The 12,647-nt window shown below is 33.8% G+C and carries 12 protein-coding genes; 5 read left to right on the top strand and 7 right to left on the bottom strand.

Features of this window, described 5'->3' with window-relative positions:
* Positions 1–4: 4 nt before the first annotated feature.
* The 4 genes from argS to BM088_RS12290 all read left to right on the top strand — a co-directional run bounded on the left by argS (position 5) and on the right by BM088_RS12290 (position 4,184).
* Positions 5–1,747, top strand: a complete 1,743-nt coding sequence (argS, locus tag BM088_RS12305) for an arginine--tRNA ligase (protein WP_091984190.1) — start codon at positions 5–7, stop codon at positions 1,745–1,747.
* Between the two features lie 455 nt (positions 1,748–2,202).
* Positions 2,203–2,619 (top strand): ExbD/TolR family protein, encoded by a 417-nt coding sequence (locus tag BM088_RS12300; RefSeq protein ID WP_091984187.1) that lies wholly within the window; start codon positions 2,203–2,205, stop codon positions 2,617–2,619.
* Between the two features lie 134 nt (positions 2,620–2,753).
* On the top strand, positions 2,754–3,392 hold the full coding sequence (pdxH, locus tag BM088_RS12295) for a pyridoxamine 5'-phosphate oxidase (protein WP_091984184.1): 639 nt from the start codon (positions 2,754–2,756) through the stop codon (positions 3,390–3,392).
* Positions 3,393–3,404: 12 nt separating this feature from the next.
* Positions 3,405–4,184, top strand: a complete 780-nt coding sequence (locus tag BM088_RS12290; protein ID WP_091984182.1) for a TatD family hydrolase — start codon at positions 3,405–3,407, stop codon at positions 4,182–4,184.
* 31 nt (positions 4,185–4,215) lie between these two features.
* On the opposite strand, the gene BM088_RS12285 is transcribed toward BM088_RS12290, so the two are convergent.
* On the bottom strand, positions 4,216–4,836 hold the full coding sequence (locus BM088_RS12285) for an AhpA/YtjB family protein (RefSeq protein WP_091984180.1): 621 nt from the start codon (positions 4,834–4,836) through the stop codon (positions 4,216–4,218).
* A 92-nt stretch (positions 4,837–4,928) separates the two neighbouring features.
* Here BM088_RS12285 and serB point away from each other — a divergent pair, with 92 nt between their 5' ends.
* Complete coding sequence (serB, locus tag BM088_RS12280) at positions 4,929–5,942, top strand: phosphoserine phosphatase SerB (RefSeq protein WP_091984178.1); 1,014 nt, start codon at positions 4,929–4,931, stop codon at positions 5,940–5,942.
* 42 nt (positions 5,943–5,984) lie between these two features.
* On the opposite strand, the gene BM088_RS12275 is transcribed toward serB, so the two are convergent.
* The 6 genes from BM088_RS12275 to BM088_RS12250 form a co-directional block, all read right to left on the bottom strand.
* Positions 5,985–8,495 carry a PilZ domain-containing protein gene (locus BM088_RS12275; protein ID WP_091984176.1) on the bottom strand — a complete coding sequence of 837 codons (2,511 nt, stop codon included), beginning with the start codon at positions 8,493–8,495 and terminating at the stop codon, positions 5,985–5,987.
* Positions 8,496–8,955: 460 nt separating this feature from the next.
* A complete protein-coding gene (locus BM088_RS12270) occupies positions 8,956–9,321 on the bottom strand; it encodes a hypothetical protein (RefSeq protein ID WP_091984173.1) in 366 nt (121 codons plus the stop codon).
* Between the two features lie 100 nt (positions 9,322–9,421).
* A complete protein-coding gene (gene serA / locus BM088_RS12265) occupies positions 9,422–10,651 on the bottom strand; it encodes a phosphoglycerate dehydrogenase (protein ID WP_091984171.1) in 1,230 nt (409 codons plus the stop codon).
* Between the two features lie 21 nt (positions 10,652–10,672).
* Positions 10,673–11,329, bottom strand: coding sequence for a ribose-5-phosphate isomerase RpiA (gene rpiA, locus BM088_RS12260; RefSeq protein ID WP_091984169.1), 657 nt, complete (start codon positions 11,327–11,329; stop codon positions 10,673–10,675).
* A gap of 90 nt (positions 11,330–11,419) precedes the next feature.
* Complete coding sequence (locus tag BM088_RS12255; RefSeq protein ID WP_091984166.1) at positions 11,420–12,001, bottom strand: 5-formyltetrahydrofolate cyclo-ligase; 582 nt, start codon at positions 11,999–12,001, stop codon at positions 11,420–11,422.
* A gap of 22 nt (positions 12,002–12,023) precedes the next feature.
* Complete coding sequence (locus tag BM088_RS12250) at positions 12,024–12,587, bottom strand: hypothetical protein (RefSeq protein WP_091984163.1); 564 nt, start codon at positions 12,585–12,587, stop codon at positions 12,024–12,026.
* Between the last annotated feature and the right edge of the window lie 60 nt (positions 12,588–12,647).

Genomic DNA, 12,647 nt, shown 5'->3' with positions numbered 1-12,647 from the left:
AAAAATGAATATACGTCAATTACTGGTAGAAAGAGCATTGGTGGCCATGGCTTCGGCTGGTTTGCCTGAAGGGTCAAATCCTGCTGTAACACAAAGTACACGTGCGCAATTTGGTGATTACCAAATAAATGGAGCCATGGGGGCAGCTAAAAAACTAAAAACAAATCCACGAGAATTAGCACAAAAAATTATTGACAGTTTAGAACTGACAGATGTTGCAGCTAAAATTGAAATTGCAGGACCAGGTTTTATTAATATTCATTTAAAACCTGAATTTTTGGCTGAAAAATTAGTGGCTGCTAATTCTGATAAAAAGTTGGGTGTAAGTGCACATCAAAATGTACAAAAAGTTGTGGTTGATTATTCTTCACCAAATTTAGCAAAAGAAATGCATGTTGGTCATTTGCGTTCAACCATTATTGGTGATGCTGTTGTACGCGCGCTTGAATTCAGAGGTGATAACGTCATTCGTCAAAACCATATGGGTGATTGGGGTACACAATTTGGTATGCTGATTGCGCATCTTGAAGACTTATTAAATCAAGGTATAGATCTAGAGTCTGTTGCTTTGGCTGACTTAGAAAGCTTTTATCGCGATTCTAAAAAACGTTTTGATGATGAAGAAGGTTTTGCTGACAGAGCTCGTGAATATGTGGTGAAATTACAAAGTGGCGATGCTCATTGTAATAAATTATGGAAATTATTTATTGATACTTCAGTAAAGCACTCGACTGAAGTATATCAAAAATTAAATGTGACACTGAAACCTGAAAATATCATGGCTGAAAGTGCATATAATAACGAATTAGCAAATGTTATAACGCTTTTAAAAGATAAAAATATAGCCCAAGAATCTCAAGGTGCACAAGTTGTATTTTTGGATGAGTTAGCAAATAAAGATGGAGAACCTTCAGTATTTATAGTGCAAAAATCGGGTGGTGGCTTTTTATACGCTACAACAGATTTAGCTGCATGTGATTATCGTTCGAATAAACTTGATGCTGATCGTATTCTAATTTTTGTAGATGCACGTCAAAGCTTGCACTTTAATCAAGTTGAATTAGTTGCGCGTAAAGCGGACTTATTAAGAGAAGAAACCAGTTACGAATTTTGTCCGTTTGGTACTATGATGGGCAATGATGGCAAGCCGTTTAAAACACGTACAGGAGGTACTGTAAAGCTGGCGGACTTACTTGAAGAAGCGATTTCGAGAGCGAGCACAAAGTTGGCTGAACGAGAATCAGATATGTCTGATGATGAGCGTAGTGAAGTCGCACGTAAAGTCGGTATTGGTGCCGTTAAATATGCAGATTTATCTAAAAACCGTACTAGTGATTATATCTTTAACTGGGATTCTATGCTGAGCTTTGAAGGTGCAACGGCTCCATATTTACAATATGCATATACACGTGTGCGCAGTATTTTCCGTAAAGCAAATATTGACATTAGTACATTTAGCGCTGATATATTGATTAATGAACCACAAGAAAAAACACTTGCATTAAAGCTTCTTCAGTTAGAAGAAGTATTAGATCAAATGGTTAATGATGCGACGCCACATGTACTGTGTGCTTATTTGTATGAACTTGCCAGTTTATACATGACTTTTTATGAAGCTTGTCCAGTGCTTAAAGAGGGTGTTGATGTTGATGTTAAAAATAGTCGATTAATATTGTGTAATTTAGTAGCAAATACTTTAGCTAAGGGGTTAGATCTATTAGGTATCGAAGTAATGGAACAAATGTAATTTTTCTTCCTATTTAGCGTTAATACTGCGTTATTTAAATATCTTACCCTAATCACATACAAACCGTATGCTCATAGGGATAAGATATTTCAATGCCTTGTCTAAACTCAAATAGTTTGAAAAATACCAAATATATGGTTTCGGATTGAAAGCTAAATTTGCCTTGTTAATTCCTCATATAATTGTAGGAAAGCAAGATATCAGATTTATTTATGCGAATGGGGCTAAATCAGAAAAATGCCTAGCACTGCTAAAATAGTTTGAAAATCGGAGTATTATTATTTTAAAGGCTTTCAACGATACTGTTGGGAGCTTTTTTATTTCTGTTAAAAAATAAAGCTTAGATCTTGCGCTCAATAGGTTTTTTTAGTCATCAGGTTTGTTCTCTTAAAATTGCTCCCTATGGTTTTATCAACTAACTTTAAAAGATGATGTGACGCTAGTAGGACATCATAATGAGTCGTAAAAAACTAATTGATAGAGAAACAGATGCAGATGTCGATATGACGCCTATGCTAGATATAGTCTTTATTTTGTTGATATTCTTTATAGTGACAACTTCATTTGTAAAAGAGTTAGCAATAGAGGCTAACAAGAGTCAAAAAAATGAAGGGAAAGTAAGTTCAAGTAACTCTATTTACATTGAGATCACTGCACAAGAACAAATATGGTTAAGTTATGCGAATAAGCCCAAAAGATTAGTAGATTTAGAGCGTGTAGAGGCTAATATTGAACGTGCCTTAGCTGAGCAAGAAACACAAAATGTGATTATTAAAGCCGATTATCAAGTAAGGCACGAAGTGGTTTTTACGGTTATGGATCATATTAAAGCGACTTCAGATTTACAGATTAACATTATGACCGTTGATTAAGTGAACTTTGTTAATTTACTCGCATCAATTTAGTTTTTCATTTCGCAATTAAAAAATATTCGAAAACTCAAAATTCACCTTTTGAAATAAGGTATTATTAGAATATCAAATTTGATGTAGGGCTTTAAACTTTAATGAAATTAGAAGATATTAGACGTGAATATTTAAAGGATGGTTTATGTCGAGAGCTATTGGCTGATGATCCTATTTCACAATTCGAAATATGGTTAAAACAAGCTGTAGATGCTCAACTTGCTGATCCGACTGCTATGGTTGTTGCAACTGTAGATGAAGTTGGACAGCCATCACAGCGAATCGTATTACTTAAACAGTTAGATGAAAAAGGTTTTGTTTTTTTTACGAATACAGAATCACGAAAAGCCCAAGAATTAGCGCAAAATAACCAGGTTTGTTTACATTTTCCGTGGCATAACCTAGAGCGTCAGGTCATTGTTTATGGAAAAGCAAAATTGCTATCAAAGATAGATGTCACTAAATACTTTTTATCCAGACCTAAAGAAAGCCAAATAGCGGCATGGGCATCTGCACAAAGTCGACCAGTGTCATCAAGAAGTGTTTTAATGGAAAAGTTTGCCCAAGTCAAAAACAAGTTTTCACAAGGGGAGGTTCCTTTACCATCTTTTTGGGGAGGTTATTGTATTGAGCCACATAAAGTTGAATTTTGGCAAGGTGGGGCAAGTCGTTTACATGACCGCTTTATATACCAAAAACAAGATGATGGATCATGGAAAATTGAACGATTAAATCCATAAATAATAACCATTATGCATAAATGCCTATTTTTTGATTCTCATTGCCATATCGATTTTTCTGAGTTTGATGAGAGTCGTTCCTTGTTATTAGAACAAGCAATTAACTTTGGAATAAATAAAATGATTGTGCCAGGAATTACTTTGGCGCAATCAAAAAGCTTAATAATGCGTCCACAGTTTTACGCCCATGTAAAAAATTATATTGCATTGGGTTTACACCCTTATTTTTTAAATCAGCACAAAGCTCAGCATATGGACGAATTAATTCAGTTAGCAATATTACATAAAGATAAAATAGTTGCGATAGGGGAGTGTGGTATTGATAGCAGTATAGGTGATATGGATAAACAAAAATCCCTTTTTATTGCGCATATCCAATTAGCCAATCAATTACAACTACCACTAATCGTTCACCATAGACAAAGTCATCATATAATCGCACAGGCGTTTAAACAGCAGAAACCTTTATATGGTGGTGTCATCCATGCTTTTTCTGGGAGTTTGCAGCAAGCAAAGGCTTATATCAAACAAGGATTCAAAATTGGTGTTGGGGGTGTGATAACATATGAAAGAGCTCATAAAACACATCATACTATTAGTCAACTCCCCGTGGAGTCTTTACTACTAGAGACTGATGCTCCCTCTATGCCGATATCAGGTAAACAAGGACAAGTTAATACCCCTACTGCTCTTATTTCAATTTTTGAATCTTTGCTTCATTTACGCAGTGAATCAAAAGAAATACTAGCCAACCAACTTTATAAAAACACCTTAGAAGTTTTTAATCTTTAATCTTTAATCTTTAATCTTTAATCTTTAATCTTTAATCTTTATTTAGTTTTAATATTTTTTTTGTATAACGATTAACTTGCCAACGCTTGATTGTACGTGCTGTTAACCAAGTTAAAATACAACTTAAAATGAGCATTAAACCTATTTGTCTGCCTAGTTGATGAAAATAATTATGGCCTTTACTCATTGCTGCACGTGATAGGTAAGTAATTCTGACGAAGCCGAGTCGTTTTTTTCCATTAAAAATGGGTTGTATAATAGGTGAAGATAACTTTGAAATACCGGGCATAGCATTTGGCTGTTTCATATAGTCTTGATATAAAAAACTATTATTGCTTTGTATGATTAATACGCCATATTTATCAAAAATAGAAGATGAAACAATATAAGGATCTTTAGTCATATTATTAACAATTAACTTTAGTTGTTTTGGGTTATTGTTAACAATGGCATCGCTCGCTGCATAAGACATTTGTTGAGCTAAGCTACGTGCTGTATGTTGTGTTTGTTGGGCCAAAATTTCATGACTATGAAAACTAGAATTAAAGCCCAAGTTGAGTAATAAAAATAAACAGATAAGCGTAAGCGCCAAGCGAGAAACTCGTTGGTAAATCGTTGCAATAAGTGGATTGTTAAGTTGTTTTTTTTTCATATTACTCACTATGTTGCTGACAGTTTGTCTATTTCTTGGTAAAAAAGCAAATACAAAAATATTTCATGAAAAATGCACATTTGGAGTTTTTAATGCCATCAATTAATTTGTCTCAAATTCAAGACAAAAAGCTATCAGAAATTTTAACCCTTGGGCAATGGTCTATGTTATCGGTAACAAATTTAGTTATCACTGAAAGCTCCAAAATTAAACATTCTGAAGAAAATTATTTACTCGCTTTTGGCTGTGAGTTAACGACGAATCATTTAAAGCAACTCGGCTTTTTTTTACAAGAAGAGAAAATTGAAAGTGTCAGTATTTGTTATTATCAACCTCATGAGAAATTAAAGCCAGCGCTGGTTATTTCTTGTCGTTGTAATATTAAAAGCATTAAAGCGAAGTTGAATGATTTATCAGAAAAGCTGGCCTGCCAACTCTCTATTTTTTCAAACCCACCAAAATTAAACCAGCCCGGTTTATTAGTTATGGATATGGACTCAACAGCCATTACCATTGAGTGTATCGATGAAATTGCTCGTTTAGCAAATGTGTATGATGAAGTGGCATCTGTTACAGCTCAAGCTATGAGTGGTACTTTGGAATTTAGTGAAAGCTTGAAGTTACGGGTTGCCAAACTTGCAGGTATTGATTTATCTCTTATTGAACAGCTAAAACAAGATTTACCTTTGATGCCCGGTGTTTCATCATTATGTGAATTGTTAAAGGAGAAAGGGTGGAAGTTAGCGATTGCTTCAGGTGGTTTTATCCCTTTTGCTCAACGTGTTCAAGCCTTACTTAATTTAGATCTCATTCATGCTAACGCGTTAGAAGTTTCAGATAATACATTAACGGGTAATGTAGTTGGTGTAATTGTTGATGCGCAAGAAAAAGCAAATTTCCTAAATAAAACTGCAAAAGCTTTTGATATAGATATCGAACAAACTTTGGCTATGGGAGATGGTGCAAATGATTTGAAAATGATGGGCAATGCTGGTTTAGGCATAGCTGTGCATGGTAAGCCAAAAGTTGCAAAAACAGCTGATGTGGCTATTAATTACGGTTCATTATTACAGGTGGCATATTTTATTGATATTCCAAAGTTTTAACTCTTAAATGCTAATTGTAAGCTAGAGCTAAAGGTTCTAGCTTCATAAATTTGAAATTAATCTTTGCATCCATAGTGTTTTACGTTTATCCATCTCGACTAATATACTGGGATCAATACCAAATCTTTGCATTAACTCATCTGTAATATCGAGAATTTCTCCAACACCAACAACAGACCAAAGTTCTTCTTCTAATACTTTGGCTTTATGTATCGCATATTGCGTAATATAGCTAAGTTCTTTAGATAAATATTCAGTATCAGGGCGACCTGTACGTGATAAATATACTCTAAAACCAAAAAACAGCTCTCGTTTTATACTCGCTTTAACAAAGCTCTGCTTATTAATCTCTGTTGCTGTCAAAGGGATATAATCACATATTAGTGCTGTCTTAATGTCTTTAGCAGCAGGATTAAAACGTAGATAGAGTTCTAATTGAAAAGGTTTATCTTGGCGCTTCATATCTTTTAATTTTGGGATGAATAATTCGTGCAATATGTCGTTTGAAAAAAGTGACTCAATATCAAAATATTCATCTAATAAGCCATACTGACTTAATATCAAATGTAAAGGACTAGGGTATAAGCCATGGCCAATTGCACCAACAACATGCGTTGCACCTTGTTTGTGAATATAAAAAGGAAATTGGCAAACTGACTTTGTGAGCATGTTTCTTAGTGCTGTTGATAATCCTGGTATCTTTGGTGATTCGGCTGATGCTTTTAGCTTACTTTTGTTATTATCAATAAGTTGAGTGAAAAATGTAGCGCCAGCATGCTCACTATTTTCTGTTGGTCTGTAGCTGCGAAGGTTAATGATTGTTTTTGTTTTACTCACAGCCATAACTTCATAAGGTAGATTATTTAGGTTATGTTTTTTAGTTATTTTTTGTAGGTCGGGCAAGGTCATTAATAATAAATCACCGTTCTCATACTTCATAGGTTGGGGCAATTCAATTTGCAATCCGTTTTCTGAAAAATCACGGGTGAAACCAGTTACTTTTCCTCTTTCCTCTTGTTCTAACTGAACCTCTGTTTTATACAAGTATCGCGTTTCAGATCTTAAATTTATATATTCAAGAGGCACTACATCTATATCAGGATAGTGAGCTTGTTTTGCATGGCCATATTGTTTTAATGCATTCACTTGTGCTTTATTATATTTATTTTTTTTGTACTCAATTTGTGCTTGTTTAGTTGTAATATCGGTTAACAAAACAAGATATTTAGCACCTTGAATGACACCTTGAACTCGTGGTGAAGGTGGTTTGTTTAACTTTGCAACATCTTCACTTGCTGTTTCTGGTAACGATAAAGGGATAAAAGCGTCATCGATATGACTTGGCATTAATTGAACTTTAAAGCTTCTCCAACTGTTTTTACTACTACCAAAACCTAAAAATAGACTTTTTAAAGCGGGAGTCTGATTTAATTCATAATCAGTTGCAGAATAATAAAAAATTTTCCCTGCACTAATATGTGTAAAACAATAAAATAAACCTTCCTTAACGTGACCCTGCTGGGCTAACAAATGAGACAAACGAGGCTTATTAAGAATATTCGTTAAAATAAAATTTTTGTTTTCATCGTTAAAGTAGCGAATAATATCTATATTATTTTCATTGCTCAATACTAAAGTTGGTGTAAGAATATCGTCTTGTTCAGCTAAAAAAATAGATAAAGAGGTAACTCTTGGGAGATAGTATTGTTCATATCCTTTGATGATCACAGCATCTAAGGTATTGTCTAAATTAACTTTGTATCGACGCTTATTGCCATGAATAAAGCTACGTAAAAAATCATCAAAGCTAGCATTGCATTCAATAAAAGTGCGTTTCATTCTAATGTGATTAATATCATTATTAATACTATCAATTGCAACAACTTCGTATTCAATGCCTTTTTTTAAACCTAATTCAAAATCTTGCTCTAACCCAACTAAGCGCATTTTTAATTTTTGTTCACGCTTTAATTTATAACGTACAGGGAGTTTTACCTTACAACCACTGACGGAAATATCAGAAGTACTGGCTTCCATCATGTCAGAAGGGGATATTTGAATTTGAACTTTAATTGCATAATTCATACGTTCTTCTATTCGAGTTTCGTATGATGCAAATTTAACCATGTGACACTCTAACTTTTTAACTTGTCTGTCTGGCTCATTAGGTTTGGTTAAAGCTTGTTTTTTTGCATTTTTTTGTAATATTTTATGATTATTTTCAGTATTCATTACGGCTTCATATACAGCGAGAGTATAATCACCATGTTGTTTTATTGCTTTTTCAAATACTTCAATAGCTAAATTATCCATAAAATGTTGTTTGCCATTAAATTCATAAGATCTCACCTCTCCGGTAACTTGCCCTCTTAAATCGATGAAACGTGCAACAGGTTGCGAAAGCCGGGTCATTTCCATTTTAATCAGAAATTGATCTGGTTTTGATAAGGATTCAGTTTTTTTTCTGAAGATATTGTCAAATTTAGCTGTGCCTAAATCAGATTTAAGTTCATTTATTAAATCTTGATGTTTAAGCAGTACATCATCAACCATATATGGTGTCCATCATCTTATAATATTTAGCGTGAAGTTATTTTTTTAGTACAATCATAATAGTGATAATTATCTGTCTATTAAAGAAATAATGCATTGGTAAATAACAATAATTGTTTTTCACTTAAAAATAAAGCAAGTTATATGCCTTTAATAACAAATTATTTAGCTGAATTTCGGTTATATTGACAGTAACAGTAAATGATTAATTACAGTGAAGTGTTACTTTGGCACAAAATGAAAAAATATTTATGAGTTTAACTTTTATTGTTTTTCTAGCATTCGTTTTATTTATGTTAAATGTATTATTACATCAAATATAAGAAGCTGAGGCTCGATTAATATACTCGGTAAAAAAACATATGACTTTTTAGCTAAGTGATGAGTTTTAAAGCCATTTCTAAGAGTTTAAAAAATCATTGTTGCATGTAATTAGATATAAAATTAAAGGAGGGTTGTCTTAATTTATTTCAGCCTCAGCTATGATTATGCGTTCTTGGTTTGAAAGCCTTATGGTAATACCTTCTAAAGTTATAATTTTATTAGCTGAAATATCTTTTCTTTTGACATGGTAAGTAATTTTTTTATTCGAAACAGGGGAGATCACCGTTACGTTTATAACTTTGTTATCTTCTTGATATTGCCAAAATAAATAAACCGCACTGAATAATAATGAAAGACTTAACAATAACATCGATAGATATCTAAATTTTGAAGGAACAGCATCCTGACTCCTGACATTATTAAAACTTTTTTGTTTTGTGTTTTTTAAATAAAACATAGCTAAAACAATAATTAATGTTGTTATAAGTACTTTTGTTAACACGGATTGTTCCTATGTTTATGTAAGATGAATATTTGGTAATGTTAAAACAAAAAAGCCATGCAAGGGCATGGCTAAGTCAAGTTTTAGCAACTTATAGAAATTAATGCAAGATCCTCGCTTTTATCGTGCCTTCTATAGCGCGCAGCTCTTTTAATGCAACTTCTGAGTATTCAGTATTTACATCAATTACAACATAACCAATATTTTCATCTGTTTGTAGGTATTGTGCTGCGATATTAATACCATGTTGGGCAAAGGCTTGGTTAATTTGTGTTAATACTCCTGGGTGGTTATGGTGAATGTGCAATAAGCGGCTTCGCCCTTGTAGTTCAGGTAAAGACACTTCAGGAAAATTAACCGCAGAAACAGTTGAGCCATTATCTGAATATTTAGCAATTTTTCCTGCGACTTCAATGCCAATGTTCTCTTGTGCTTCTTGCGTAGAGCCACCTACATGAGGCGTTAAAATGACATTGTCAAACTCTCTAAGAGGTGAAATAAATTCTTCATCATTTGATTTTGGCTCAACAGGAAATACATCTATCGCAGCGCCTGCTAGTTTATCTTCAGAAAGTGTTTGTGATAAAGCATCTATATCAACAACAGTGCCGCGAGAAGCATTAATTAAAATTGATCCGTGCTTCATTACTTCAAGCTCAGCTGCACCAATTAGGTTTTTAGTTTGAGGTGTTTCAGGTACGTGTAAACTGATAACATCTGAAGTTTGTAATAATACCGTTAAACTATGAATTTGCTTGGTATTACCTAAAGTGAGTTTGTCTTCAATATCATAAAACTGTACGTTCATACCGATATGTTCAGCCATAATACCTAATTGAGTACCGATATGGCCATAACCAATGATACCTAATGTTTTTCCTCTGGCTTCATAAGAACCTACGGCAGATTTGAACCATTGCCCTCTGTGTGCCATCGCATTTCTTTTAGGAATACCACGAAGTAACATGATCATTTGGCCTAATACCAGCTCGGCAACTGAACGAGTATTTGAAAAAGGGGCATTAAAGACTGCAATACCACGTTTTTGAGCACTGGCTAAGTCAACTTGATTTGTGCCGATACAAAAACAACCAATAGCAATCAATCGTTCAGCAGCACCTAAAACATCAGATGTTAAATGTGTACGTGAACGAATGCCAATAAAGTGCACATCTTTTACTTTTTCAATTAACTCAGCTTCAGGCAAGGATGTTTTGACATACTCAATGTTGGTATAACCATTGCGTTTTAGTGTTTCTACAGCACTTTGATGTAGTCCCTCTAATAATAAAATTTTAATTTTTTCTTTTGCCAAAGATATTTTGTTCATTGCCTGAGCCTACTTTAAAAGTTATTTGATTGTCTGCGGACCATCAGGAGTACCAATAATGACAATATCTGCACCACGTTGTGCAAATAAACCATTGGTTACAACCCCAACAATCTGGTTAATTTGTTCTTCTAATACTTTTGCATCTGTAATTTCTAAATTGTATACATCTAAAATGACATTCCCATTATCTGTCACTACACCTTCGCGGTAACTCGGGTCTCCACCTAGTTTCACTAATTCGCGTGCAACATAGCTGCGAGCCATAGGAATAACTTCTACTGGAAGTGGAAAGTTACCCATAGTTTCAACTTGTTTTGTACTATCAACGATACAAACGAATTTTTTAGCAACTGCAGCAACTATTTTTTCGCGAGTCAGTGCCGCACCACCACCTTTAATCATGTCATTATGATGATTAATCTCATCAGCACCATCGATATAAATACTTAAGTTATCTACATGATTTAAGTCAAAAATCTCAATACCAAGGGCTTTTAATTTTTGAGTTGAAGCTTCAGAGCTAGATACGGCACCAACAATTGAATCTTTTATTGTTCCTAAAGCATCTATAAAATGATTTACAGTAGAACCCGTACCTACACCAACTATGGTGTCTTTTTCAACGTACTCTAGTGCAGCCCATGCAGCGGCTTTTTTCATTTCATCTTGTGTCATGTATCTCTCCGGTTTTGGGTTTAAAAATAAACCTCAGAGGTTAAAAGTGGTGTGGCGGATTTTCCGCGCATTAATTATAAATTTTTTACGCTACCAGCGGTAGAGTTTTTCAGGAGTAATTATGGTTTTAAGGGGAACATCCCAACTTTCAATCGGGAGTTTATCTACCTTTTGACAATTGTGTGCTATGCCTATTAATTGGGGTTTTTGCCAATTTTCACGATAAAACTTGGCTAGAGTTCTATCATAGAAACCACCTCCCATACCTAATCTGTTACCTGAATCGTCAAATGCAACTAAGGGCGTAAATATTATATCAAGTTCACTAACTGGACATACATGACTGCAATTTAATTCGGGTTCAAAGATACCATAGCGATTAGCTTTCATGGGTGAGTTTTTTTCATACTTCTGAAATAGTAAGTTACCACTTTTGAAAGGGTGTAATACAGGTAAGTAGATTTCGTGATTATCTTTTTGTATTAACTCAATTAATTTGGCTGTATTTAGCTCACCATCATTGCTTAAATAAAGGGCTATTTTTGCATTTTTGTACCCGTTAACTACTTGAGATAAATTCAACTTTATGGTTTCTGCTGCTAATTTTTGTTCTTTTTGGGTTAATGCGTTGCGCTTTTTTCGAACTAAATCTCTAATTTCAGATCTTTTCAAGGGTCACCTGTATCATAAGGATTTATGGCTTTAGTAATTCTGGATAAGTTAAACTGATGCCAAGGGCAATCAGTAATATCACTAAAATAGAAGATACAATTACTAAAAATAAACGACTTTGTCTTTTTTTGATTGGCAAGCCAAAGTCTTCATCAAAGTCTAAAGGTTCTGGTTGCTCTGATAATTCATTTTCGTCATCTAATGAAGGGAGTTGTTCTGATGTATTTTGAGATAATTCATCAACTTTTTCTTCTAACCGAATCAAACTCGTTGTGATGTAGTCAAGTGCACTAATTATTTTAGCATCCTTTTCGGCTTGACTAATTAAATTGGTTGGATTTTTTTCTTGAGGGGAATTGTTAGCTGAAATGTCAGTTATTTTGACTTTAATGCCCATTGAAGCAAATATTTTTTGTTGTTTGAGTGCTTTTTCTTGGCTTATAGGGTTAAAAACTTCGCCACCTTGTAAAAATTTTTGAGCAACATTAGCATTTAATTTTAATTTTGTTTGTAGAATATCTATTGCTTGGATTTCAGTTAGCTCATTTGACAATGATGCAAAGGTGATTCTAAAGCTTAAACTCATGTGTATTCTCTCTGAGAATAAATATTAATGTTATAGAAATTATATAGTGTTTCAGTCAGT

It is taken from the genome of Pseudoalteromonas denitrificans DSM 6059, assembly GCF_900112265.1.
GTDB classification, from domain to species: Bacteria; Pseudomonadota; Gammaproteobacteria; order Enterobacterales; family Alteromonadaceae; genus Pseudoalteromonas; species Pseudoalteromonas denitrificans.
This window is presented reverse-complemented; position numbering and strand designations above follow the sequence as displayed.

Excerpts from the sequence above, each read along its gene's own strand:
- BM088_RS12300 (WP_091984187.1), top strand. The coding sequence starts at position 2,203 with ATGAGTCGTAAAAAACTAATTGATAGAGAAACAGATGCAGATGTCGAT.
- argS (WP_091984190.1), top strand. The coding sequence starts at position 5 with ATGAATATACGTCAATTACTGGTAGAAAGAGCATTGGTGGCCATGGCT.
- rpiA (WP_091984169.1), bottom strand. The coding sequence starts at position 11,329 with ATGACACAAGATGAAATGAAAAAAGCCGCTGCATGGGCTGCACTAGAG.
- serB (WP_091984178.1), top strand. The coding sequence starts at position 4,929 with ATGCCATCAATTAATTTGTCTCAAATTCAAGACAAAAAGCTATCAGAA.
- serA (WP_091984171.1), bottom strand. The coding sequence starts at position 10,651 with ATGAACAAAATATCTTTGGCAAAAGAAAAAATTAAAATTTTATTATTA.
- BM088_RS12275 (WP_091984176.1), bottom strand. The coding sequence starts at position 8,495 with ATGGTTGATGATGTACTGCTTAAACATCAAGATTTAATAAATGAACTT.
- pdxH (WP_091984184.1), top strand. The coding sequence starts at position 2,754 with ATGAAATTAGAAGATATTAGACGTGAATATTTAAAGGATGGTTTATGT.
- BM088_RS12285 (WP_091984180.1), bottom strand. The coding sequence starts at position 4,836 with ATGAAAAAAAAACAACTTAACAATCCACTTATTGCAACGATTTACCAA.
- BM088_RS12290 (WP_091984182.1), top strand. The coding sequence starts at position 3,405 with ATGCATAAATGCCTATTTTTTGATTCTCATTGCCATATCGATTTTTCT.
- BM088_RS12250 (WP_091984163.1), bottom strand. The coding sequence starts at position 12,587 with ATGAGTTTAAGCTTTAGAATCACCTTTGCATCATTGTCAAATGAGCTA.